The sequence below is a fragment of the Vibrio sp. 661 genome (assembly GCF_033339315.1).
GTDB lineage: Bacteria > Pseudomonadota > Gammaproteobacteria > Enterobacterales > Vibrionaceae > Vibrio > Vibrio alginolyticus.
The window spans coordinates 1-1,018 of the sequence record NZ_JAWOUJ010000148.1 but is presented as its reverse complement, the minus strand read 5'-3'; the positions used below and the strand labels follow the sequence as shown (position 1 = coordinate 1,018).

The window sequence follows — 1,018 nt, the reverse complement described above, 5'->3', positions numbered from 1 at the left end:
TTTAAGTCGTAGATCGTTCAATAACGAAGGTAAGTCCGTATCGGCGCAAATGCTGATCGTGTTGGTTGGTGTGATGCGGTGGATTAGCGCTTCGTTACAGCTCAGGCGGAAAGTGCTTTGATCGGAAATGGCATCATTGATCATCGCAAACGCCTGATGAAATTTAGGTAGCAACTGATGCGCTACAGAAGTGAGTTTGATTTGTCGCCCATCCTTCACAAATAACGATTTGTTGGTTTCTTTTTCCAAACGCTTCATGGATGCGCTAATCGCTGGCTGAGTTAGCCCTAGGTGCTCTGCGGCGCGAGAGTAAGATTGATATTCAGCAACAATTAAAAAGGTTTGGATTAGATTAAAATCCATACGATACCTAAATAAAAATAATCACTAGATTCAGTGGGTGGCTCTTTGATTTTTGGGCTAGATGTTCGCCCTAGATACCCACCTTGAAATAAGCCTCCTTAACGCACTTACGAGCTAAGGAGGCGACAGAGCAGTGGTTCGTTAAAACGAATTATTTAACTACTTTGATTTCAGGCATTTGATACTCACCACTTTGGATTGCATCGTCTGCGCCGTAGAAACGCATGATGGCGTAGAACGGTTTTTCAGGTACTGGCAAGAAGTTTGGATCGTCTGCACGGCCTTTCTCGTTCGCACTCATGTAAATGGTGTAGTAACCGTCTTTGTCCGCTTTCATGGTTCGGTCGCCACGACTGTGACGGTTTAGGTCGTTTTTCGCCATCAAACGGTTGTCGTTGCCGTAAATAGTAACAGACCAGAATTCGCTGACGTTCGGCGCTTTAAAGCGCATCACGTAATCATGCTTCGAACCATCCAGCTTTTGACCAGTGCTGTCGAAATCTGATTTACGGTAAGACGCTTCGATAGGTGGTAAGCCCCACTGACCAAGGTAAGTACCTTCTGCAAAAATATCGCGTGGCGCATCACCCAAGGTATCGCGTGTACCAAGCAACGTACGAGCATCTGTCATTTTAGGTGCGAGTTCGACGAGGTG

The 1,018-nt window shown here is 45.9% G+C and carries 2 protein-coding genes; both read right to left on the bottom strand.

The window, feature by feature from the left end; all coding sequences use genetic code 11:
* A partial coding sequence (locus R7P69_RS25325; protein ID WP_318121850.1) for a LysR family transcriptional regulator occupies window positions 1-363 on the bottom strand: 363 nt, incomplete at its 3' end.
* 151 nt (window positions 364-514) lie between these two features.
* On the bottom strand, window positions 515-1,018 hold a 504-nt coding region (locus tag R7P69_RS25320; protein ID WP_318121849.1), incomplete at its 5' end, for a DUF1214 domain-containing protein.